The organism is Nocardia spumae (assembly GCF_020733635.1).
In the GTDB taxonomy this organism is placed as follows: Bacteria; Actinomycetota; Actinomycetes; order Mycobacteriales; family Mycobacteriaceae; genus Nocardia; species Nocardia spumae.
Map to the genome: position 1 here is coordinate 1899578 of NZ_JAJFZL010000001.1, position 18993 is coordinate 1918570.

Sequence of the window (18993 nt, forward strand, 5' to 3'; positions counted from 1 at the left end):
CGTGGTGGGGTTCGGTCCGGCCCGGTATCGGCCGCCCGATTCATGGCAGGTCAATCGTCGGCACCGACCCTGGGCTCGGCGGTGACCGGCGCGGCGACGTTCGTCGAATTGCCGCCGTTGCGCATTCGCAGGACGCCGCTCACGACCAGTGCGATGCCGATGATCAACAGCGCCAGGGGAATCCACAGCTCGAGCATGCTCAGTGTGCGGGCATGGCTCGTGGCGGTGTCGACCAAGTCGGCGACGCTGGCATCGGTCAGTGCTGCGTTGATGTCCAGTACCGGGAGCAGTGAGACGTGCCGGTCGCCGATGTCGATGGTGGCCAGGATCTGTTCGGACAGATTCGAATTCAGCGGAACACCCAGTGTCTTGTCGGCGAGTAGTTGAGCCTTGGTGGTAGCGGTGTAGACGAGCGGGACCATGTCCGGGAGACCGGGGAGCGCGGCGGTGACGGCCTGCTGGTCCGGTCCGTTCAGCAACGGCAGGACCTGGGTGACGAGTGATTTGGGCAGGGCTTTGGGCAGGGTTGCCAGCGTATTCGGATTCTCGACCGGGCCGGTGGCATTCACGCCGTAGTTGTAGGTGTCGCGGCCGGACACGGTGCCGGTTCCGGTGTAGGTCAGCGGGAATGTCTTCCGGGTGGTGGTGTCGTAGATGGTGTAATCGGCGGCGTCCGGGTGCAGCGGGAGGGTGAAGACGATGCCCGAGGTCGATTCGATGCCGGTGTTGCCGGGTTGTTCGGTGGCCTGCATGGTCGTGCGGTCGATGGCGAAGGTGTGCCTGTCCGGTGCGGCCGGCGCGCCGGGAACATTGAGGGTGACATCGTAATTCGTGGTGGCGATGTCGCCGCTGGTGCCGGTGACCCGGACATGACGGTCGATGGTGATCGGCACGTCCTTGGCGAGGGCGTGGGCGGTGTCGTTGGCGGCCAACGCTTTCGAGTTCAGTACAGTGGCGGTGCCGGCATAGTGGGCGGTGGTGTCGGTGTCGCCGGGCAGCTTGGTCAGCGCGGGTGCCGCGGCGAACCGGGTGACCGCGGCCGACGCGATCAGCACGATGCCCAATACGGCCAGCACGATCGACGATCTACGGAGTCGGTAACGCATTCTTCTCCTCGGGGATTTCTGGTGAACCTCGATCGACCGGTGGTCCGTATCGAGCCGGCGGGCGATGATCGGCGATGGCCACCGTGTTGTGGCACCGATTCCGGATCCCGCTTCCGCGATCATGCGGGGTGACCGCTGTCACAGCAACCAGCGATGGAACAGGAGCCGCCAACTCTGTGTGGGCGCACAATCAGCCGGTCCGCGATTGGGTCCACGCACACTTCCTGGACCAGTGTGGCCGGACTTCCGTGAACGATTGGTTCCTTCACGATGTATTGAGTACCTGGAGTGTTTAGCTATAACGTGATTTCTAGTTAGTAGTTGTTGACCTATGTAGCGAAGGTGGTGATGCCGGTGCGGCACGGCGATATCGCTGCCACACCCGCTCGGCAACTCGTCGGCCACGAGGGGAGCGCCGCTGCTCCGGCTGTCGCCCCGACCGGAGCGGGCGCAGCGGAATGCACGACGCCCGCGGTACTTCGCGCTGCGGCTCGGGCGCTGCTGGGAAATACCGCTGAGCTTGCTGTGGACGCCTGTGCCCACCTGCGATCGGAGCCCGCGCGCTACGGGTTGTCGGTCATCGCGCTGACCGATCTACTGGCGGCAGTGCACATCGGCGTCGAGGCGTGTGCGCGATCGCTCGCCGAGCCCGAGCGCCTGGCCGACTCCGGCGCGTTCGCCTGGAATGTCGGTGCCGGGTGCGCTGAAAGTTGTGTTCCCGCAGAAGGATTGATACGCGCATATCGCGCCGTGGCCGCGGTGTTCTGGGATCGGCTCGTGGACGCCCTGCCCACCGACGATCTGCCTCGAGGTCGGGAGATGGCGCGTTGCGCCAACGACTTCTGGCGCCACGTCGATCGAGACATCGGTTTGCTGGTCGAGTCGTATCGACGGACAGCTACGGTGCACCGGGCTCGCCACGTGCAGCCACTACTGCGTCTGCTGTTGCGCGGCAATGTCGAGGGGCTCGATGTGTCCGCTGCCGCGATCGGGCTGGACGCGCCGATCCGGGGGCGCTACGCCGTAGCGAGTCTGCGGATGGTTCCGGTCTCGGCGTTGGTGGCACGGGAACAGATCGACGATCTGACTGTCTTTCGGACCGTGAATCATGACGGTGGAGTGACTGTCGTCGCCTTACTGGGCGAACGGACACTTGCGCACTTCGGTGCGGTCATCGCGCGCGCTCATCCAGGTGTCAGCGGCGGTATCGGCCCGGTCGTCGGTGGTCTGTCGGAGCTCGGGCGGGCGCGTGAACTGGCCGACCTCGCGCTCGAGTCGGTCGCCGATCGAACCGAGGTAGTCGTGCTGGCGGACCGGATGTGCCTCGCGTTGTTGCTGGCCCGCCGCGATCTCGCCACCGAACATGTGGCATGCGTCTTCGGTCGAGTGGTCGAGTTGGACGGCGGGGACCGCAAGTCGCTGCTCGACACATTCGGCACGTGGGTATCCTGCGGTGGTTCAGCGGTGCGGGCGGCGGAAGTGCTGTTCTGCCACCCGAATACGGTCTCGAATCGGTTGCGCCGGTTGGAGAGATTGACCGGCAAGCATCTGGACCGGCCGCGAGATCTTGCTGAACTCGTTCTCGCCCTGGACGCCTATCTGTTGCTCGCCAGGGATGATCACCGATAGTGCAGGACGGCGTGGCCCAATTGGTACAGGTCGTCATCGAGGTGCGGGCGCCGACCGAGGCTGCGGGATCGGACCGATTCCGATACCAGTCCGACGAGCGCGACGACCAGGACGTTCGATTCCGGTGCGGAAAGGTCAGGGCGGCAACTCGAAAGACAGTGCGTCCACTCCTCGGTGAACAACTTCATCGTCTTCCGGCGCTGGAGCAGCGCCTCGGGGCCGAGATAGTGTGCCTCGGTCGTGCGGACCGCGATGAGGTCGTCGATTGCCACGGCCAGGGATGTGTATGAGCGCAGTAGTTTGTCCAACGCCTCCTCGGCCGAGGAAGCGTCGGCCAACGCGTCGCCCATGGCGCTGACGATGCGATCCCCGGAACGCAGGATCGCGGTTTCCAGAATGTCTTCCTTGTTCTTGAAATGGCGGTACGGTGCGGCCGCGGTGATTCCCACGGCCTCGGCGATCTCTGCCATGGAGACTCCGCGGAACCCGCGCTCGCGAAACAGCGAGATCGCGGTTTGCAGAATCAGTTCCCGGCGTGAAGCGCGCTCCCAGGTTCCACGCGAGGTCGGGTTGTCGGTGCTGGGCGGGGTCGATCGCATCCGGGCCGACAACATGCCGGTGACCATCTTGCATACGAGCTCGATGAGTCTGGGCCGTGTTACCGGGACCTTCGCGCGGTCGGCGCCGATCAGCAGGCCGCTGCCGGCGCGCACGTAGAGCCCGGCGTCCTGCGGGTCGATGTGGGGGTATGCGGCGACGATGACCGGCACCCACGCATCGCGCAACGCGACGAAGCGTTCCTCGATCTGCGCGAGCCGATCCGGCCCCAGGTGCCACAGGTGCCGGATGCAGACGGTCAGTTCCGCGGTTCTGTCGAGTGCGTATTCGACAACGGCGTGAGTGAGCCGATCCTGCTCCGGCGGGCCGGATTCGGTCATTGCCTGGTCGGTGGTGGTTCGGAGGCCGTCGAGAAAGTCGAGGCCGATCTGCGCGAGGATCGCTTCTTTTCCGGAGAAATGCCGGTAGAGCGCGGGGCCGCTGATGCCGAGGTCCGCGCCCAGGTCGTCGATGCTGACGCCGGTGTAGCCGCGTTCCTGGAACAGCCTCGCCGAGCGCAGGAGGATTTCCTCCCGTCGCTGTGCGCTGGTCTTGCGTACGCGGCCGGGGCGCGCCGCGGCTGTGCCGGTACGGGGCGGGCTCATCTACCGACTCTCCTTTGATAACGACCCTTCATGTAGGAGTCTAGCTGCCATCGACTCGAAGCATGCCGAACGACCACCGTTAGTTAACGACTATTGACTTCTCGCCGGGGGTGGTCTTAATGTCCTCGCTATGCCAGCGATCACATATTCGGTAGCGGATCGTGTTGCGACCATTACCTTGAACCGACCTGCTGCCAGAAACGCCTTCACGCTCGACATGGTTGATGCGTGGGCGGGTTACGTCGAGACCGCGCGGACCGATCCGGGTGTCGGCGCGCTGGTTCTCACTGGCGAAGGCGAGGCGTTCTGTGCCGGGGGCGATCTGGGGCTCATCGCGGATATGGACACATCGCCGTTGATCGGTAAACAAGTACTCACCGATCACATCCATCGCGTTGCCTACGCGATGGAGGCCATGGACAAGCCGACCATCGCGGCGATCAACGGCGTCGCTGTCGGAGCGGGCATGGATATGGCACTCATGTGCGATATGCGATTCATGGCGCGCGGTGCGCGGATGAGTGAGGGGTATATCCGGCTGGGTCTGGTGCCCGGAGATGGCGGTGCCTATTATCTGCCGCGCATCGTTGGTGTGGCGAAAGCCTTGGAACTATTGCTGACCGGCGATTCCATCGACGCGGACGAGGCGCTGCGGATCGGGTTGGTCAGCAGAGTCACCGACGACGACGCCGTGCTGACGGAGGCACATGCCTTTGCCGCGCGCCTCGCCGCCGGGCCGCCCCTGGCCACTCGGATGATAAAGCGCAGCGTGTACCGGGGCCTGTCCAACGACTTACGGACCAGCCTGGATCTGATCTCTTCCCACATGGGCCTCGTCGCCACCAGCGATGACGCCCGCGAGGCGCTGGCAGCCATGCGCGACGAGCGCACCCCCCACTTTCACGGCCACTAGGTCGGTAACGGATACGAAAAGGACGAAAAAATGAGTGGAATCAACGACGGCCGGGTTGTCGTCATCACCGGCGCCGGACGGGGCATCGGCCGCGAATACGCGCTCGAGTTCGCCCGCGAGGGCGCGAAGATCGTCGTCAACGACCTCGGCGCCGAGCCGGACGGACGGGGTGCGTCACGCGGGCCCGCCGACGAGGTGGTCGAGGAGATCAAGGCGCTCGGCGGCGAGGCCATCGCCAACGGCGACGACGTGTCCAGCGAAGAAGGCGCGCAGCGGCTCATCCGGACAGCCATCGACACATTCGGGGCCCTCGACGTGCTTGTGAACAATGCCGGCATTCTGCGTGACAGGATGATCGCCAGCATGAGTGTGCAGGACTGGGACGACGTGATCCGGGTGCATCTGCGCGGCACCTTCCTGCCGACCACATTCGCGGTCGATTACTGGCGGGCCGAATCCAAGGCCGGCCGTACCCGCGATGCGCGCCTGATCAACACCAGCTCGTCGAGCGGGCTGTTCGGCAACGTCGGGCAGGCCAATTACGGTGCGGCGAAAGCAGGTATCGCCAATTTCACCATCATCGCGTCGAAGGAACTCGCCCGCTACGGCGTGACCGCGAACGCGATCTACCCCGGCGCGGTCTCCCGGCTGACGGCGGGTGTCATCCCGGGCGCGGGCGACGGCCCGCACCCGATGGACGCGCACTACATCGCGCCGGTCGTGGCATGGCTGGGCAGCCCGGAGTCGCAGGAGGTGACCGGCCGGGTGATCGGGCTGCGTGGAAGCCGGATCACCGTGGCCGAAGGCTGGATCGACGGCCCGAGTATCGAACAGGACGCTCGTTGGGTCACGGCCGAACTCGGTCCGGTGATGAAGGATCTCGTAGCCAAGGCGAGGGCCAACGTCGATTTCACCGCGGGACAGTCGGCGCAGAAATAGGAAGGGGCGCGACATGAGTATGAACCTGGGCGCGATCGGCGCCGACAACGGCTTCGGCGAGGTCACCTGGACCCACCGCGACGCGATCCTCTACGCGCTCGGTGTCGGTGCGGGACAAGCAGATCCGCTCGCCGAACTGCAGTACACCACCGAGAACTCCGAGGGGGTCACCCAGCAGATGCTGCCGGTCTTCGGCGTCGTACTCGGTATGACCTACGGCAAGCGGCCGAATCTCGGTGACTACCACCTGTCGAAGGTGTTGCACGGTGAGCAGTCCTTCACCGTGCACACACCACTGCCGGTGGCGGGCAGCGCCAAGGTCGCCACCGTGGTCACCGGCATCTATGACAAAGGGAAGAGCGCGCTCGCCGTCATGGAGACCACGGTCGCCGACGCCGCCACCGATCAGGCCTGGCTGACCTCTCGGACCAGCCTGTTCATCCGCGGGGAAGGCGGCTTCGGCGGCGAGCCGCAGCCGCCGGCGGACTGGCAGGCGCCCGGGCGCCCGGCCGATATCGAGGTCTCCGCGCAGATCCGGACGGATCAGACACTGCTGTACCGGCTTTCCGGTGATCGCAACCCGTTGCACTCGGATCCGAAATTCGCCGCCAAGGCCGGATTCCCGCGCCCGATCCTGCACGGCATGTGCACCTACGGCGTCACCGGCCGCCTGCTCGTCAACGCGCTCTGCGACGGTGACACGACCCGCGTGAAAGGTATGGACGGGAGGTTCAGCAAGCCGGTCATGCCCGGTGCCGAACTCACCGTCTCGATCTGGAAAGACAACGGCAAGGCGCTGTTCCAGACCCGGACAGCCGAGGGAGATGTCGTGCTCGATCGCGGTACCTTCGACTACGAGGCGGTGTGATGTCGGGCAGGGGAGCGAACTGATGTCCGGCCCGCTGGGTGGGGTGAAGATTGTCGAATCGGCCGGGATCGGGCCGGGACCGTTCGGCGGCATGCTGTTCGCCGATATGGGCGCCGAGGTTTTGCGCGTCGAGCGTGTGGGTGCGTCACACGACACCTGGAATGTCGCGGCACGCGGCGGCGTGGCCCGGCCTGGGCGCGACAGCGCCGCGATCCTGACCGAACTCGGTTACACCACCGCAGAAATCAGCGAACTCACGACCTCGGGAGTGATCGGCCAATGAATGAACGGACCTTCTGGGGGATCGGCGCATCGGATCCCGATCGTCCGGCTGTTGTCGAAGATGGCGGCGGCACAACGACTTACGGCGAGCTTGCTACGCTGGCCGATCGGCTGTCCAACGGGTTGCGCGCGATCGGCCTGGCTGCGGGCGACACGGTGGCCGTGCTGCTGTCGAACCGGGTCGAATTCCTCGCGCTGCAATTGGCCACGCACCAGATCGGTCTGGTCCTGGCACCGCTCAACCGTCATCTCACCGGGCACGAGGCAGGCTACGTACTCGGCGACTCCGGCGCTCGGGTGGTGGTCGCCGACGTGGCGAGTGCGCCGGCTGCACGGGAGGCCGCCGACCTCGCCGGTCTGGCCGGTGACGCGCGATTCGGTATCGGGCCGGTACCCGGTTTTCGGCCGTTCACCGATCTGCTCGGCGCCGCCGAGCGCCCGACCGATCGGATATCCGGCAGCCTGCTGCTCTACAGTTCGGGCACCACCGGCAAGCCGAAGGGGATCCGCCGGCCGCTCACCGGAGCGGCGCCGGAGGCCGAACACGACGCGATGGCGGCTCAGCTCATCGAGATGGGCATGACGCCGGGCGGGGTGTATCTGGGGACCGGCCCATTATATCACTCCGCTCCGAACTCCCACGCTATCGGGGCCCTGCATCTCGGCCAAACCGTTGTGCTCAGTTCGGGTTTCGACGCCGAGCACATCTTGGATCTGATCCGGACCCACCGGGTGACCGACGCCTTCATGGTTCCCACGATGATGCACCGACTCGTGACCGTTCCGGTGACGAGCCGGGCACGCTACGACGTGTCGTCGATGCGGGTGATCCTGCAGTCGGGGGCGATCTGCCCGATCCCTACCAAGCGGGCGATGATCGAATGGTTCGGCCCGATCCTGTACGAGTTCTACGGCGCCAGCGAGTCGGGGGCGATCACTTCCATCGATTCGCACAGCTGGCTGCAGCACCAAGGGTCGGTGGGCCGACCGGCACCAGGCAAGGATGTCAAAGTCCGAGACGAGCACGGCAACGAATTGCCGCCGGGCACACCGGGTTTACTGTATCTGCTGACCGGTCGGCCGTTCGAGTACCAGCACGATCCGGACAAGACCGCGCGCAGTCATCGCGACGGGTACTTCGTCCCCGGTGACATCGGCTATGTGGACGAGGACGGCTGGTTGTACCTGTGCGACCGGCGCACGGACATGATCATCTCCGGCGGGGTGAACATCTACCCGGCCGAGATCGAGAGCGAACTGCTTGGTCACGACGTCGTGCTGGACGCGGCCGTGTTCGGGGTGCCGGACGACGAATGGGGCCAGCAGGTGGTTGCCCTGATCGAATTACGGGAGGGAATCGCCGGCGACCCCGCGGTGCTGGATTCCGTACTGGCCCACTGCCGCCGGAGGCTGGCGAGATTCAAGGTGCCGCGGGTTCTCGAAGTAGTCGAGCAACTGCCCCGTACGCCCGCGGGCAAAATCAACCGTGTGCGCTTGCGTGAGCACTATCAGATGGCGTCGGGTTGCAGCATGGAGACGAACGCGCGCGCAACCGGCGAGAGTGGATCCTCGCGGTAGTAGAGGAATCCGGTCCGGATCGGCGGGAGGTCGAGCGTTCGGACCTGTGCGCCGAGTCCACGCGCGGTGTCGGCCTCCGGCGCCGACAGTACCGCCGCACCGACACCCGCGATCAGCAGGCTCTGAATGATGTCGCGGTGGTCGGTTTCCACGATCGACGTGGGCAGCGGCAGTTGTTCGGCCGCGAGATGGGCGGCGAACACCTGCCGGGCCGCGGACTTCTCGGGCAAACCGATGATCAGCGGGTAGCGCAACAGGTCGGCCACGGCGATCCGCTCACCAGGTGGGATGTCGGTGACCTTGGGCGAGAAGACCGCCATCAGTGGCGCCACCGGGAGCGGAACAGCCGAGTGTCGTGGATAAGGCGCGGGGTGATCGGTCAGTAGTAGCTCCGCCTCGCCGCGTCGCAATACCTCGAATCCGTCGGGCCCGAATGCCGCGGTCGCGATCCGCAATGCGATGTTCGGGTGCCGACGATGGAACTTGACCAGCAGCGGGGACAGCGGATCGACCGCGAAACCGTGGACGGCGGCGATGTCGAGGCGGCCGGACTCGAGCGCCTCGACGGCCTCTACCGCGGCGCGTGCGTGGTCGAAGGCGCGCAGCGTTCTGCGGGCCGGACCGACCAGCGCCCGCCCGGCCGGGGTGAGCGACATCCCTCGTCCGCGCACGAACAATGGTGTCTTCAGTTCGCGCTCGAGCTCTCGCATGGTTTGCGATACCGACGGCTGACTCAGATGCAGTCTCCGCGCGGCTTCGGACAAGCTCCCCGCGTCGACGACGGTGATGAATTGTGTGAGCTGGCGGCGGTCCATAGGTAGAACCTAACACTTGTCTAGGTATTTTGGGGCTACACCTTTGGTTAACGATCATTTACCTTGAAGGCAGGCGGGCTGTCCCGCTGAACAGAACATCACAGGGCCGTGGGGCGGACAAGACGGATCGAGCCACCCCGCTTCGGCCGAACGCGAAAGGCAGGATTTCATGGGCGCTTTGGATGGGCGGGTGGCGATCGTCACCGGCGGTGGTCGCGGTCTCGGCCGCGAGCACGCACTGCTGTTCGCGCAGCAGGGCGCGCAGGTCGTGGTTAACGATTTGGGCGGTGGCCCCGAGGGCAGCGGATCGGATGTGACCGCCGCTCAGTCTGTCGTCGACGAGATCACCGCGTTCGGCGGCAAGGCGGTGGCCAACGGCGACAGCGTCACCGACTGGGCCGGTGCACGGCGTCTCGTCGAGACCGCCGTCGAGAACTTCGGCGACCTGCACATCGTGGTCAACAACGCGGGCATCCTGCGTGACCACACCTTGGTGAACATGACCGAGGACGAGTTCGACAGCGTGATCAACGTCCACCTCAAGGGTTCCTTCGCGGTGAGCCATCACGCCGCGGTGTACTGGCGCGAGCAGGCCAAGGCCGGCAAGCAGGTGGACCGCTCGCTGATCAACACCTCCTCCGGATCCGGTCTGCACGGCAATCCGGGGCAGACGAACTATGGCGCCGCCAAGGCCGGGATCGCCGCGATGACTCAGATCGCCGCCAAGGAACTCGAGCGTTATCACGTGCGCGCGAACTGCATCGCGCCCGTCGCCCGGACTCGTCTCACCGAGGCAACGCCCGGTCTGGGACAGGTGATGGTCGAGTCGATCGACAAGGACTTCGACGAGTGGCACCCGGCCAATATCTCGCCGCTGGTCGCCATGCTGGCCGCCGATACCTGCGAATTCACCGGTCACACGTTCCGCGTCATGGGCGGCGAGGTCGGGCTGTATCGCGGCTGGACGGTCGTGGACGAGATCAAGAGCGAGAGCCGCTGGACCATCGAGGGCATCGCCGCGGCCACCGCGCACATGCCGATCAAGCCCGCAGAGGAGCTCAAAGGAAAACACCGCGACAAGATTGGAATCCGGAAATGAGCGCCGAGCAGCAGGTCCCGACGTTCGAGATGTCGCTCGAGCGGGGCAAGATCGGGGAATTCGCCAAGGCGACCATGTCCGAAAACCCTGCCTACTGGGGTAAGAACCCGGTGATCCCGCCGACGTTCCTCACCACCGCCGGATTCTTCTGGCAGACCGCGGAATCCAAGGCTGCCGGTGCGCATGGACTGGATCCGAAGCGGACGTTGCACGCCGAGCAGGAGTACGTCTTCCACGGCGAGCCGCCTCGGGCTGGTACCGAACTGACCGCTGCCACGCGGATCGCCGACCGCTTCACCAAGGAAGGCCGCCGCGGCGGCGCCCTGACCTTCGTGAAGATCGTCACCGAGTTCCGTGACGAGACCGGACGGCTCGTGGCCGAGCAGCGCACGACGGCCGTGGAAACCGCACGCGCCCCGAAGGAGTCGTGATGACCACGACCGAAACGAGTTCCCTCGCAGTCGGTGACACCGTGACCGAGCAGTCCTTCGGCCCGCTGACGATCACCGACATCGTCCGCTACGCCGGTGCGTCGGGCGACATGAATCCGCTGCATCACGACGAAGCGGCGGCCGAGGCAGCCGGTTTCGCCGGCATCTTCTCCATCGGGATGTTCCAGGCCGGCCTGCTCGCCACCTTCGCGGTGAACTGGCTCGGCGCCGAGAACGTGCGTCGCTTCACCACCCGTTTCAAGGAGCAGGTGTGGCCAGGCGACACGCTGACCTGCACCGGCGAGATCGTCGATGTCCGCACTGGCGATGGCGGCACCACCGTCGAGGTCGAGCTCACCTGCACCCGCCAGACCGGCGGCGTGGCCATCGAGGGCTCGGCCGAATTCCGGCTGCCCGCCTGACACCGATCACGATATTCCCCAAGGAGTGGTAATGACGACACATTCACCGATCGGGATCACCTCCTACGGTGTGCACCTGCCGATCTGGCGGGTGCGGCGCGGCGACATAGGCTCCGTGCTCGGCTCGGGCGGCGGGCGAGGTACCCGGTCGACCGCCGGATTCGACGAGGATTCCACCTCGATGGGCGTCGAGGCCGGCCGCGCCGCGCTGCGTGACGCACAGCCGCCGCGCGGCCTCGTATTCGCTACCGCCACACCGGCGTACGCGGACAAAACCAATGCCGCGATCCTGCACGCCGCGCTCGATCTCGACCGTTCGGTGCCGGCCTACGACTTCGTGGGAGCGTCCCGCTCGGCGATCGGCGCGCTGTGTGCCGCGGCGGACGCGGCCGCGGCGGGCCGACCGACGATGGCGGTCCTGTCCGACATCCGGACCGGCCTGCCGTCCTCCGCGGAGGAGCGTGACGGCGGTGATGGCGCCGCGGCAGTGGTTTTCGGCGACGGTGACCAAGTGCTCGCCGAGCTGGCCGGCCGGGGGTCCGCCTCGGCGGAATTCCTGGATCGGTGGCGAGTGCCCGGTGATTCGTCGAGCCGGGTATGGGAGGAGCGGTTCGCCGAGGGGCAGTACATCACGCTCGCGCAGCAAGCCGTGGATACCGCGTTGAAGGACGCCGGGATCACGATGGCCGACGTCGACCGGGTCGCGGTGGCCGGTTTGCATCGACGGGCCGCCAAAGCGATCGCCAAGACCTACGCTCGGGACGCGGCACTGGTCGACGATCTGTCCGACACGATCGGTGCCACCGGGACAGCGCAGCCCGGCATTCTGCTCGCCGGTGCGCTGGACGAGGCCGCTCCCGGCGAGACGATCTTGCTCGTCCAGATCGGCGACGGCGCCGACGCCCTGGTTTTCCGCGCTACCGCGGCGCTTCCTGCCGCACGCGAAAAGCGCGCGGCACGCACAGTTTCCGAGCAGGTCGCAGACGGCCGCGCTATCGACTATCAGCGTTTCCTCACCTGGCGCGGTTTTCTGCGCCGGGAGGCGCCGCGCCGCCCGGACCCGGACCGCCCGGCCGCGCCGCCGTCGGCACGCAACGCCGAATGGAAGTTCGGTCTCGCGGCCGGCCGCTGCACCGAGTGCGGAACCAGACATATGCCAGCGATCAGGGTATGCCGTCAGTGTCACAGCGTGGATCGGATGGAACGCGAACGCGTTGCGGAGGAGCGGGCCACGGTGGCGACGTTCCAGGCAGATCTGCTCGCCTACACCCTCAGCCCGCCGCTCATCGGCGCCGCGGTGGACTTCGCGGGCGGGGGTCGCCTGATGTGCGAGATCACCGACGCCGACCCTGCCACCCTGCGCATCGGTGACGAGGTCGAGATGACCTTCCGCCGGCTCTACACCACCGCCGATGGGGTGCACAACTACTTCTGGAAAGCGCGGCCGGTCCGCGGATCCGTCAGCAAGGAGGCCTGAACACCATGGCTACACACGGAATTCGCGACCAGGTCGCGATTGTCGGAATGGGATGCACCCCTTTCGCCGAGCACTGGAACAAGAGCGCCGAAGACCTGCTGGTCGACGCGAACGCCGAGGCGCTGGCCTCGGCCGGCATCGCCCAGGCCGATGTGGACGCCTACTGGCTCGGCACGATGGGCTCCGGTTTCTCCGGCCAATTGCTCTCACGCACACTGAAACTCGATTACAAGCCGGTCACCCGGGTGGAGAACTTCTGCGCCACGGGCTCGGAAGCATTCCGCAACGCCTGCTACGCGGTGGCCTCCGGCGCCATCGATGTGGCGATGGCGATCGGCGTGGAGAAGCTGAAGGACTCCGGCTACTCGGGCCTGACCTCGGCGGCCCCGCCACACGACGGCACCGCGGCCGCGATCACGGCACCGGCCGCTTTCGGCCTGCTGGCGCCGGCCTACGCCAACGCGACCGGGATCGACGACGACACCCTGAAAGAGGTCATTACCCGCATCGCCTGGAAGAACCACTACAACGGCGCGCGCAATCCGCGCGCGCAGTTCCGCACGGAGCTGTCGATGGATGCGATCCGCAACAGCCCCAAAGTGTCCGGCATGCTCGGAGTGCTGGACTGCTCCGGGGTATCCGACGGCTCAGCCGCAGCGATCATCGTGCGCGCCGAGGACGCCTACGAGTACACCGACAAGCCGATCTTCGTGAAGGCGCTGTCCATGGTCGCCGGCCCCGGTGACGGGCCGATGGACCCCACCTTCGATTACACCTCGATCCGTGAGGTGATCAAGTGCGCCGAAGCCGCCTACGCCGAGGCCGGTATCACCGATCCGCGCAACGAGTTCGCGCTGGCCGAGGTGCACGACTGCTTCACTCCGACCGAGCTGGTCCTGATGGAGGACCTGGGATTCAGTGAGCGCGGAAAAGCGTGGCGCGATGTGCTCGACGGAAAGTTCGACCTGACCGGCGAACTGCCGGTGAACCCGGACGGTGGCCTGAAGAGCTTCGGTCACCCGATCGGCGCGTCCGGGCTTCGGATGCTGTTCGAATGCTGGCTGCAGTTGCGCCAGGAGGCCCCGGCGGAACGCCAGATCGCCTCGATCGTCAGCGGTGAACGCACGCTCGGCCTGACCCACAACCTCGGTGGTCGTCCGGGCGATTGCGTGAGCTTCATCTCTGTCGTCGGCAATGAACCAGTCGCTGGTTAGGACGGGAACACCATGGAACGCAGCATTTTCGACCAGGACCACGACGACTTTCGCGCTACCGTGCGCAAGTTCCTCGAGACCGAAGTCGCGCCCAATATGACCGAATGGGAGGCGGCCGGAGTTCTTCCGAAGGACATTTTCGTGCGCTTCGGTGATATGGGACTGGCGGGCCTGAACATTCCCGAGGAGTACGGCGGCGGTGGCGTGAGCGACTTCCGGTTCAATGCCGTCGTCGTCGAGGAAACACAACTCACCTACTCGAGCCTCGGTGGGCTCGGTGTGCACACCAATATCGTCACGCCCTATTTCCTGCACTGCGGGAACGAGGAGCAGAAACGGCGGTGGCTGCCCGATGTCGCGGCAGGCAGGAAGATGTGTTCGATCGCGATGACCGAACCGGGCGCGGGCTCGGATCTGTCCGGCATCAAGACCACCGCGGTGCGTGACGGTGACGACTGGATCATCAACGGCGCCAAGACGTTCATCACCGGCGGCATCAACGCCGATCTGGTGATCGTCGCCTGCCGTACCTCCAAGGACGAATCCGATCGCCGCGGCGGCCTCAGCCTGATCGTCGTCGAGGACGGTATGCCCGGATTCCGCAAGGGCCGCAAACTCGAGAAGCTCGGCACCCGCTCCATCGACACCGCCGAGCTGTCGTTCGAGGACGTGCGGGTACCCAACGCCAATCTCCTCGGCGAGGAGGGAAAGGGATTCAGCTACCTGACTTTCAACCTGGTGCAGGAGCGGCTCACGCAGTCCGTCTCCGCGGTGGCGACCGCCCAGGCGGCATTGAACGCGGCGCTTCCCTATGTGAAGGACCGCAAGGTCTTCGGACAGAGTGTGGCGTCGTTCCAGAACACCAAGTTCGTGCTCGCGGACTGCGCGACCGAGGTCGAGGCCGGCCAAGCGCTCATCGACAAGGCGATCGTGACCTACAACGAAGGCAAGCTCACCGTCGCGGACGTGGCGAAGGTCAAGCTGTTCGTCACCGAAATGGCCGGGCGCGTGGTGGACAAGTGCCTGCAGCTGCACGGTGGGTACGGCTACATGCTGGAGTATCCGATTGCGCGCCTGTACGCCGACATCCGGCTCTCCCGGATCGCCGCCGGCTCCAGTGAGATCATGAAAACCGTTATCGCGAAGAGCCTTTCGCTGTGAACCAGCCGCTGGAAGGGGAGGAACGCGCTCGGCCGAGTCTGGTGGACCTGCTGCGCGCGGTCGCTTCGGCGGTAGGTGATCGCGAGGCCGTGGTGCACGGTGATGTGCGGCGGACGTATGCGCAGACCGTTGCGCGCATCGATGCGCTGGCGCGGATGCTGGTCTCCCGACGCGGTTCCGGTGTGATCGGCAGGGGTGATCGCGCCGGGATGGATTCGGGCCAGGGAAACGTCGCGGTGTACATGTACAACGGTCCGGAGTACATCGAGGCCACTTTCGCCGCCCTCGGGGCCCGGTACGCTCCGTTCAACGTCAACTACCGTTATACGCCGACGGAATTGACGCAGATCTTCGACGATGCGCGTCCAGCTGTGATCGTGTACCACGCATGTTTCGCACCGACATTGGCCCAGGTACTGCCCGGATTGGCAGTCGAGCCGCTGCTGATTCAGGTTGCCGATGATTCCGGGCGGGCATTGCTGCCAGGTGCGGTGGAATTCGAGGCCGCGTTGCTCGAAGCACCCGAGGTCTCGCTGCCGACGTCGTCACCGGATGATCTGCTGTTGGTCTACACCGGCGGAACCACCGGGTTGCCCAAAGGCGTGATGTGGGGGCAGCACGACATGTGGCTGGCCACCAGCGGTGGAGCCGAGTTCCCCGCAGACGTCACCGCCGCCGCGGTCGGAGAATCGGCCCGGCAATCCGAAGGTCCGCGTCTACTCGGTGCCGCACCCTTCATGCACGGTGCCGGACTGTGGTACATGGTGCGCGTCCTGGTGCGCGGGGGACTGGTCGCCATACCCGCGACGGCGAGCAGGTTCGATGCTGCCGAGGTATGTGAACTGATCGAGCGCGAGCGTCTGGACACCATTGTCCTCGTCGCGGAGGCGTTCGCGAATCCTCTGGTCCGTCAGGTGATCCGGCGAAGTTACCGGCTCGATTGCGTCCGGCTCATCGGGCTAGGCGGCGGAATGACCAGCGCGCAGACCAAAGACGCACTGATGACGGCGATGCCCCATGCCGCACTTTTCGACTCCGTGGGGTGCACGGAGACGGGAGGAATCCTGCGCGAGGAGGTACTGCCGGGGGAAGCCCCGGCGGCAGGTGTCTTTCGACCCTTGCCACGCGCCTGCGTGATCAGCGAGGACAAGCGTTCCTTTCTGGCACCGGGATCATCGCAACACGGCTGGCTGGCGGCCCGTACTCCGCTGCCGCGCGGCTATCTTCACGATCCGGCGAAGTCCGCGACGGCACTGATCGACGTGGCGGGCGATGTTGTGATGCTGACCGGAGATCGAGTGGAGTACCTCGGCGATAGCCGCGTGAAGTTACTCGGGCGCGACTCGATGACCATCAACACCGGCGGCGAGAAGGTCTTCGCAGAGGAGGTCGAGCGCGCCGCGCGGGTGCACCCGAGCGTGCAGGATGTTCTGGTTCTCGGCCGTCCGCACGAGCGGTGGGGCCAGGTGATCGTCGCGGTCGTGCAACTGGACGAGCCGATCGGCGACGACGACCTGTTGGCCGCGATGGCCGGTCGAATCGCGCGATACAAGTTGCCGAAGGCATTCATCCGAGTCGAGCAGATCCGTCGGTCCGCCGCGGGCAAAGCGGACTATCAGTGGGCCGAATCGGTGGTACGACAGGAAGGGGTACGCGGATGAGTGCGGTAATGAGTCGCGGCGACGTGCTCGACTTGCGGCCCGCGGAATTGCCGGCCGAGGTGGCCGGATTGCGTACGCAGGTGCGCGATTTCCTGGCCGAGCAGTCCGCCGCCGGGAGATTCGTGTCGATGCCCGACAGCTGGATCATCGGCGCCGACCTCGACTTCACGCGTGAGCTGGGCGCACGTGGCTGGCTCGGTATGACGGTCCCGCAGCGCTACGGCGGCGGCGGACGGTCATCGCTCGAGCGGTTCGTTGTCATCGAGGAGCTACTCGCGGCGGGCGCCCCGGTGGCCGCACACTGGGTCGCGGACCGGCAGGTCGCTCCGAGCCTGCTGAGCTTCGGCTCCGAACCACAAAAGCAGCGCTACCTGCCCGCAATCGCTTCGGGTGAGTGTATTTTCGCGATCGGCCTGAGCGAGCCCGACACCGGATCCGATCTGGCGTCGGTGCGTACCAGAGCGGTTCCCACCGATGGAGGCTGGCTGGTTACCGGCACGAAAATCTGGACCAGCGGAGCGCATCTCGCGCATGCCATTCTGGCGCTGGTGCGTACCGGTGATGGCGGCAAGAGCCGGCACGAGGGCCTGACCCAGATGCTGATCCCGGTGCCCGACGAACGGATCACGATCCGCCCGATCATCTCGCTGACCGGCGGCCACCACTTCAACGAGGTGGTGTTCGACGAGGTGTTCGTCCCCGACGACATGGTCTTGGGGCAGGTGGGTGCGGGCTGGAAGCAGGTCGGCAGCGAGCTCGCGTTCGAACGCAGCGGCCCGGAGCGAATTCTGAGCACCATACCCCTGCTACGTCTGCTCGCCGAGCGTGAGTTGCTCGATGCCGCGACACTCGGACGGCTGGTGTCGCGGCTCTGGTCGCTGCGCGAAATGTCCATCGCGATCGCCGTCTCACTCAGCGCGGGCCGCGCGCCGGACACAGCAGCCGCCCTGGTCAAGGACCTGGGCACTCTATTCGAGCGGGAGGTTATCGACGCGGCCCGCGCCACCGGCGTCGAACCCGATCCGAGCTCCGACGAGCCGCTGTCGCGCATGCTCGCCTACGCGATCGCCAGTTCACCGACCTCGACGCTGCGCGGCGGAACCAACGAGATTCTGCGCGGAATCGTCGCGCGGGCACTAGGAGTGCGATGAGGACCGACGAGCAACTGCTCGCCGACACCGCGGACAAGACCTTCAGGCAATGCGCCGAAGGACCGCAGGCCTGGCGACTGATCGAAGAACTGGGGCTCACGAGGATCGGGATCGCCGAGGAACTCGGCGGCAGTGGCGGCGACGCCGAACAGGCCCGAATCGTGTTGCGCAGCGCGGCATATCACGCCGTCGCGCTTCCACTCGCGGAGACACTGTGGCTCGCCGCGCCCTTGCTCGCCGACGCGAGGCTGCCGATCCCGGACGGTCCCCTGACGGTGGCGAGCGCCGCCATCGGCCAATTCCGGGTCCGTCCGAACCTGAGCGGGTCGAGTTGGCAACTGGACGGCGTCTTGCGTCGAGTTCCCTGGGCGCGCAGCGCTTCTCGTATCGTCGTCGCTGCCGACGACCGCGTCTGTCTGGTGGATCCTTCCGACTGCCGAATCACGCATGGCGCGAATCTGGCCGGTGAACCCCGGGATGAGGTGTACCTCGACGGCGTCACCGTGGACGCCGACGACCTGGGAAGTTTGCCCTACCGGGTGGACCTGCGCGAACGTGGCGCGCTGGCGCGAAGCGTGCAGATCGGTGGCGCGGCGCAGCGGGCTCTCGACCACAGTCTGGAGTACGCCACACAGCGTGTGCAGTTCGGACGGCCGATCGCGGCCTTCCAGGCTGTCCAGCAGTATCTCGCTCAGATGGCCGGTGAGGTAGCCGCTGCGAATCTGAGCGTCGCCAGTGCGGTGCACAAGACCGCGGGTCGGCCGAACGGCGCACATCTGGTCGCCACGGCGCGGGTGAACGCCTGTCGCGCGGCAGGAATTGTGGCTGAGCTGGCGCATCAGGTGCACGGCGCGATCGGCACGACTCGCGAACACGACCTGCGGCTGGCAACGACCCGATTGTGGTCGTGGCGCGAAGAATTCGGCGGCGAAGCCGAGTGGGCGCGGGTGTTGGGTGACAAGGCGAGCGCCGACGGAGATCCATGGCATCTGGTCACTCGATATGAGGCTCCGTACACCGCCTGATCGATGAGCGGACGATCGCA

At 66.1% G+C, this 18993-nt stretch carries 18 protein-coding genes; 15 read left to right on the forward strand and 3 right to left on the reverse strand.

Going from position 1 to position 18993, the window contains the following annotated elements; all coding sequences use genetic code 11:
• Positions 1-50 precede the first annotated feature (50 nt).
• The gene (locus LKD76_RS08040; protein ID WP_227980396.1) at positions 51-1106 is read right to left on the reverse strand and encodes a porin PorA family protein; all 1056 of its coding nucleotides are present in this window, start codon (positions 1104-1106) and stop codon (positions 51-53) included.
• Between the two features lie 321 nt (positions 1107-1427).
• Between LKD76_RS08040 and LKD76_RS08045 the strand changes: the two genes are divergently transcribed.
• A complete protein-coding gene (locus LKD76_RS08045; RefSeq protein WP_227980397.1) occupies positions 1428-2735 on the forward strand; it encodes a PucR family transcriptional regulator in 1308 nt (435 codons plus the stop codon).
• Here the strand turns inward: LKD76_RS08045 and LKD76_RS08050 are convergent.
• Positions 2726-3937 carry a TetR/AcrR family transcriptional regulator gene (locus tag LKD76_RS08050; protein WP_227980398.1) on the reverse strand — a complete coding sequence of 404 codons (1212 nt, stop codon included), beginning with the start codon at positions 3935-3937 and terminating at the stop codon, positions 2726-2728. The genes LKD76_RS08045 and LKD76_RS08050 overlap by 10 nt on opposite strands.
• 130 nt (positions 3938-4067) lie before the next feature.
• Here LKD76_RS08050 and LKD76_RS08055 point away from each other — a divergent pair, with 130 nt between their 5' ends.
• From LKD76_RS08055 to LKD76_RS08075, 5 genes are read left to right on the forward strand one after another with little or no spacing between them, the layout of a single operon-like run.
• Complete coding sequence (locus LKD76_RS08055) at positions 4068-4850, forward strand: enoyl-CoA hydratase/isomerase family protein (RefSeq protein ID WP_227980399.1); 783 nt, start codon at positions 4068-4070, stop codon at positions 4848-4850.
• Between the two features lie 30 nt (positions 4851-4880).
• Positions 4881-5789, forward strand: coding sequence for an SDR family oxidoreductase (locus LKD76_RS08060; protein ID WP_227980400.1), 909 nt, complete (start codon positions 4881-4883; stop codon positions 5787-5789).
• A 13-nt stretch (positions 5790-5802) separates the two neighbouring features.
• Positions 5803-6657 carry a MaoC/PaaZ C-terminal domain-containing protein gene (locus LKD76_RS08065; RefSeq protein ID WP_227980401.1) on the forward strand — a complete coding sequence of 285 codons (855 nt, stop codon included), beginning with the start codon at positions 5803-5805 and terminating at the stop codon, positions 6655-6657.
• A 22-nt stretch (positions 6658-6679) separates the two neighbouring features.
• Positions 6680-6940, forward strand: coding sequence for a CoA transferase (locus tag LKD76_RS32295; RefSeq protein WP_372465766.1), 261 nt, complete (start codon positions 6680-6682; stop codon positions 6938-6940).
• Complete coding sequence (locus LKD76_RS08075; RefSeq protein ID WP_227980402.1) at positions 6937-8517, forward strand: AMP-binding protein; 1581 nt, start codon at positions 6937-6939, stop codon at positions 8515-8517. The genes LKD76_RS32295 and LKD76_RS08075 overlap by 4 nt, the downstream gene beginning before the upstream one ends.
• Here the strand turns inward: LKD76_RS08075 and LKD76_RS08080 are convergent.
• A complete protein-coding gene (locus LKD76_RS08080; RefSeq protein ID WP_227980403.1) occupies positions 8448-9332 on the reverse strand; it encodes a LysR family transcriptional regulator in 885 nt (294 codons plus the stop codon). The genes LKD76_RS08075 and LKD76_RS08080 overlap by 70 nt on opposite strands.
• A 169-nt stretch (positions 9333-9501) precedes the next feature.
• Here LKD76_RS08080 and LKD76_RS08085 point away from each other — a divergent pair, with 169 nt between their 5' ends.
• The 9 genes from LKD76_RS08085 to LKD76_RS08125 are packed head-to-tail and all read left to right on the forward strand — an operon-like array spanning position 9502 to position 18973.
• Entirely contained in the window at positions 9502-10431 is a 930-nt protein-coding gene (locus LKD76_RS08085) for an SDR family oxidoreductase (protein WP_227980404.1), read from the forward strand.
• Entirely contained in the window at positions 10428-10862 is a 435-nt protein-coding gene (locus LKD76_RS08090; protein WP_227980405.1) for an FAS1-like dehydratase domain-containing protein, read from the forward strand. The genes LKD76_RS08085 and LKD76_RS08090 overlap by 4 nt, the downstream gene beginning before the upstream one ends.
• Positions 10862-11284 (forward strand): MaoC/PaaZ C-terminal domain-containing protein, encoded by a 423-nt coding sequence (locus LKD76_RS08095; protein ID WP_227980406.1) that lies wholly within the window; start codon positions 10862-10864, stop codon positions 11282-11284. The genes LKD76_RS08090 and LKD76_RS08095 overlap by 1 nt, the downstream gene beginning before the upstream one ends.
• Before the next feature lie 31 nt (positions 11285-11315).
• On the forward strand, positions 11316-12761 hold the full coding sequence (locus LKD76_RS08100; protein ID WP_227980407.1) for an OB-fold domain-containing protein: 1446 nt from the start codon (positions 11316-11318) through the stop codon (positions 12759-12761).
• A 5-nt stretch (positions 12762-12766) separates the two neighbouring features.
• Positions 12767-13975: an acetyl-CoA acetyltransferase gene (locus tag LKD76_RS08105; protein ID WP_227980408.1), complete on the forward strand. Its 1209-nt coding sequence runs from the start codon at positions 12767-12769 to the stop codon at positions 13973-13975.
• 12 nt (positions 13976-13987) lie between these two features.
• Positions 13988-15136 carry an acyl-CoA dehydrogenase family protein gene (locus LKD76_RS08110; protein ID WP_227980409.1) on the forward strand — a complete coding sequence of 383 codons (1149 nt, stop codon included), beginning with the start codon at positions 13988-13990 and terminating at the stop codon, positions 15134-15136.
• Positions 15133-16797: an AMP-binding protein gene (locus tag LKD76_RS08115; protein WP_227980410.1), complete on the forward strand. Its 1665-nt coding sequence runs from the start codon at positions 15133-15135 to the stop codon at positions 16795-16797. The genes LKD76_RS08110 and LKD76_RS08115 overlap by 4 nt, the downstream gene beginning before the upstream one ends.
• Positions 16794-17948 carry an acyl-CoA dehydrogenase family protein gene (locus tag LKD76_RS08120; RefSeq protein ID WP_227980411.1) on the forward strand — a complete coding sequence of 385 codons (1155 nt, stop codon included), beginning with the start codon at positions 16794-16796 and terminating at the stop codon, positions 17946-17948. The genes LKD76_RS08115 and LKD76_RS08120 overlap by 4 nt, the downstream gene beginning before the upstream one ends.
• The gene (locus LKD76_RS08125) at positions 17945-18973 is read left to right on the forward strand and encodes an acyl-CoA dehydrogenase family protein (protein WP_227980412.1); all 1029 of its coding nucleotides are present in this window, start codon (positions 17945-17947) and stop codon (positions 18971-18973) included. The genes LKD76_RS08120 and LKD76_RS08125 overlap by 4 nt, the downstream gene beginning before the upstream one ends.
• Positions 18974-18993 lie beyond the last annotated feature (20 nt).

Bases quoted from the DNA above. Each gene is read 5' to 3' on its own strand.
- LKD76_RS08040 (WP_227980396.1), bottom strand. From the start codon at position 1,106: ATGCGTTACCGACTCCGTAGATCGTCGATCGTGCTGGCCGTATTGGGC.
- LKD76_RS08065 (WP_227980401.1), top strand. From the start codon at position 5,803: ATGAGTATGAACCTGGGCGCGATCGGCGCCGACAACGGCTTCGGCGAG.
- LKD76_RS08105 (WP_227980408.1), top strand. From the start codon at position 12,767: ATGGCTACACACGGAATTCGCGACCAGGTCGCGATTGTCGGAATGGGA.
- LKD76_RS08095 (WP_227980406.1), top strand. From the start codon at position 10,862: ATGACCACGACCGAAACGAGTTCCCTCGCAGTCGGTGACACCGTGACC.
- LKD76_RS08110 (WP_227980409.1), top strand. From the start codon at position 13,988: ATGGAACGCAGCATTTTCGACCAGGACCACGACGACTTTCGCGCTACC.
- LKD76_RS08075 (WP_227980402.1), top strand. From the start codon at position 6,937: ATGAATGAACGGACCTTCTGGGGGATCGGCGCATCGGATCCCGATCGT.
- LKD76_RS08085 (WP_227980404.1), top strand. From the start codon at position 9,502: ATGGGCGCTTTGGATGGGCGGGTGGCGATCGTCACCGGCGGTGGTCGC.
- LKD76_RS08090 (WP_227980405.1), top strand. From the start codon at position 10,428: ATGAGCGCCGAGCAGCAGGTCCCGACGTTCGAGATGTCGCTCGAGCGG.
- LKD76_RS08080 (WP_227980403.1), bottom strand. From the start codon at position 9,332: ATGGACCGCCGCCAGCTCACACAATTCATCACCGTCGTCGACGCGGGG.
- LKD76_RS08125 (WP_227980412.1), top strand. From the start codon at position 17,945: ATGAGGACCGACGAGCAACTGCTCGCCGACACCGCGGACAAGACCTTC.
- LKD76_RS08120 (WP_227980411.1), top strand. From the start codon at position 16,794: ATGAGTGCGGTAATGAGTCGCGGCGACGTGCTCGACTTGCGGCCCGCG.
- LKD76_RS32295 (WP_372465766.1), top strand. From the start codon at position 6,680: ATGTCCGGCCCGCTGGGTGGGGTGAAGATTGTCGAATCGGCCGGGATC.
- LKD76_RS08055 (WP_227980399.1), top strand. From the start codon at position 4,068: ATGCCAGCGATCACATATTCGGTAGCGGATCGTGTTGCGACCATTACC.
- LKD76_RS08100 (WP_227980407.1), top strand. From the start codon at position 11,316: ATGACGACACATTCACCGATCGGGATCACCTCCTACGGTGTGCACCTG.
- LKD76_RS08050 (WP_227980398.1), bottom strand. From the start codon at position 3,937: ATGAGCCCGCCCCGTACCGGCACAGCCGCGGCGCGCCCCGGCCGCGTA.
- LKD76_RS08060 (WP_227980400.1), top strand. From the start codon at position 4,881: ATGAGTGGAATCAACGACGGCCGGGTTGTCGTCATCACCGGCGCCGGA.